This is a genomic window from Streptomyces sp. YIM 130001, from assembly GCF_003574445.1.
Lineage (GTDB): Bacteria > Actinomycetota > Actinomycetes > Streptomycetales > Streptomycetaceae > Streptomyces.
The window spans coordinates 5,148-6,996 of the sequence record NZ_KZ984589.1; the positions used below are offsets into that span (position 1 = coordinate 5,148).

At 56.5% G+C, this 1,849-nt stretch carries 1 rRNA gene (running past one end of the window); it reads left to right on the forward strand.

Annotated features, from left to right (window positions below):
- Window positions 1–1,827 (forward strand): 23S ribosomal RNA (locus DSC45_RS35495); it begins 2,521 nt to the left of the window's first position.
- Window positions 1,828–1,849: the final 22 nt, after the last annotated feature.

Consider the following 1,849-nt stretch of genomic DNA (forward strand, 5'->3'; position numbering starts at 1 on the left):
TTGGGTAGGGGAGCGTCGTGTGCCGGGTGAAGCAGCCGCGTAAGCGAGTTGTGGACGGTTCACGAGTGAGAATGCAGGCATGAGTAGCGATACACACGTGAGAAACGTGTGCGCCGATTGACTAAGGGTTCCTGGGTCAAGCTGATCTGCCCAGGGTAAGTCGGGACCTAAGGCGAGGCCGACAGGCGTAGTCGATGGACAACCGGTTGATATTCCGGTACCCGCTTTGAAGCGCCAAACATTGAATCAGGCGATGCTAAGTCCGTGAAGCCGCCTGCCTCCAGCTTTGCTGTGGGTGGGAGTGGTGGAGCCGACGGACCAGACTTGTAGTAGGTGAGTGATGGGGTGACGCAGGAAGGTAGTCCAGCCCGGGCGGTGGTTGTCCCGGGGTAAGGGTGTAGCCCGTGCGGTAGGTAAATCCGTCGTACTTGTGGGTGAGACCTGATGCCGAGCCGATTGTGGTGAAGTGGATGATCCTATGCTGTCGAGAAAAGCCTCTAGCGAGTTTCATGGCGGCCCGTACCCTAAACCGACTCAGGTGGTCAGGTAGAGAATACCGAGGCGTTCGGGTGAACTATGGTTAAGGAACTCGGCAAAATGCCCCCGTAACTTCGGGAGAAGGGGGGCCATTTCTGGTGATCCGATTTACTCGGTGAGCTGGGGGTGGCCGCAGAGACCAGCGAGAAGCGACTGTTTACTAAAAACACAGGTCCGTGCGAAGCCGTAAGGCGATGTATACGGACTGACGCCTGCCCGGTGCTGGAACGTTAAGGGGACCGGTTAGCTCAGATTCGTCTGGGCGAAGCTGAGAACTTAAGCGCCAGTAAACGGCGGTGGTAACTATAACCATCCTAAGGTAGCGAAATTCCTTGTCGGGTAAGTTCCGACCTGCACGAATGGCGTAACGACTTCTCGACTGTCTCAACCATAGGCCCGGTGAAATTGCACTACGAGTAAAGATGCTCGTTTCGCGCAGCAGGACGGAAAGACCCCGGGACCTTTACTACAGTTTGATATTGGTGTTCGGTTCGGCTTGTGTAGGATAGGTGGGAGACTTTGAAGCGGCCACGCCAGTGGTTGTGGAGTCAACGTTGAAATACCACTCTGGTCGTGCTGGATGTCTAACCTGGGTCCGTGATCCGGATCAGGGACAGTGTCTGATGGGTAGTTTAACTGGGGCGGTTGCCTCCTAAAGAGTAACGGAGGCGCCCAAAGGTTCCCTCAGCCTGGTTGGTAATCAGGTGTTGAGTGTAAGTGCACAAGGGAGCTTGACTGTGAGACCGACGGGTCGAGCAGGGACGAAAGTCGGGACTAGTGATCCGGCGGTGGCTTGTGGAAGCGCCGTCGCTCAACGGATAAAAGGTACCCCGGGGATAACAGGCTGATCTTCCCCAAGAGTCCATATCGACGGGATGGTTTGGCACCTCGATGTCGGCTCGTCGCATCCTGGGGCTGGAGTCGGTCCCAAGGGTTGGGCTGTTCGCCCATTAAAGCGGTACGCGAGCTGGGTTTAGAACGTCGTGAGACAGTTCGGTCCCTATCCGCTGTGCGCGTAGGAGTCTTGAGAAGGGCTGTCCCTAGTACGAGAGGACCGGGACGGACGAACCTCTGGTGTGCCAGTTGTCCTGCCAAGGGCATGGCTGGTTGGCTACGTTCGGAAAGGATAACCGCTGAAAGCATCTAAGCGGGAAGCCTGCTTCGAGATGAGGACTCCCTCCCCCTTTGAGGGGTTAAGGCTCCCAGTAGACGACTGGGTTGATAGGCCAGATATGGAAGCCTGGTAACGGGTGGAGTTGACTGGTACTAATAGGCCGAGGGCTTGTCCTCAGTTGCTCGCGTCCACTGTGTT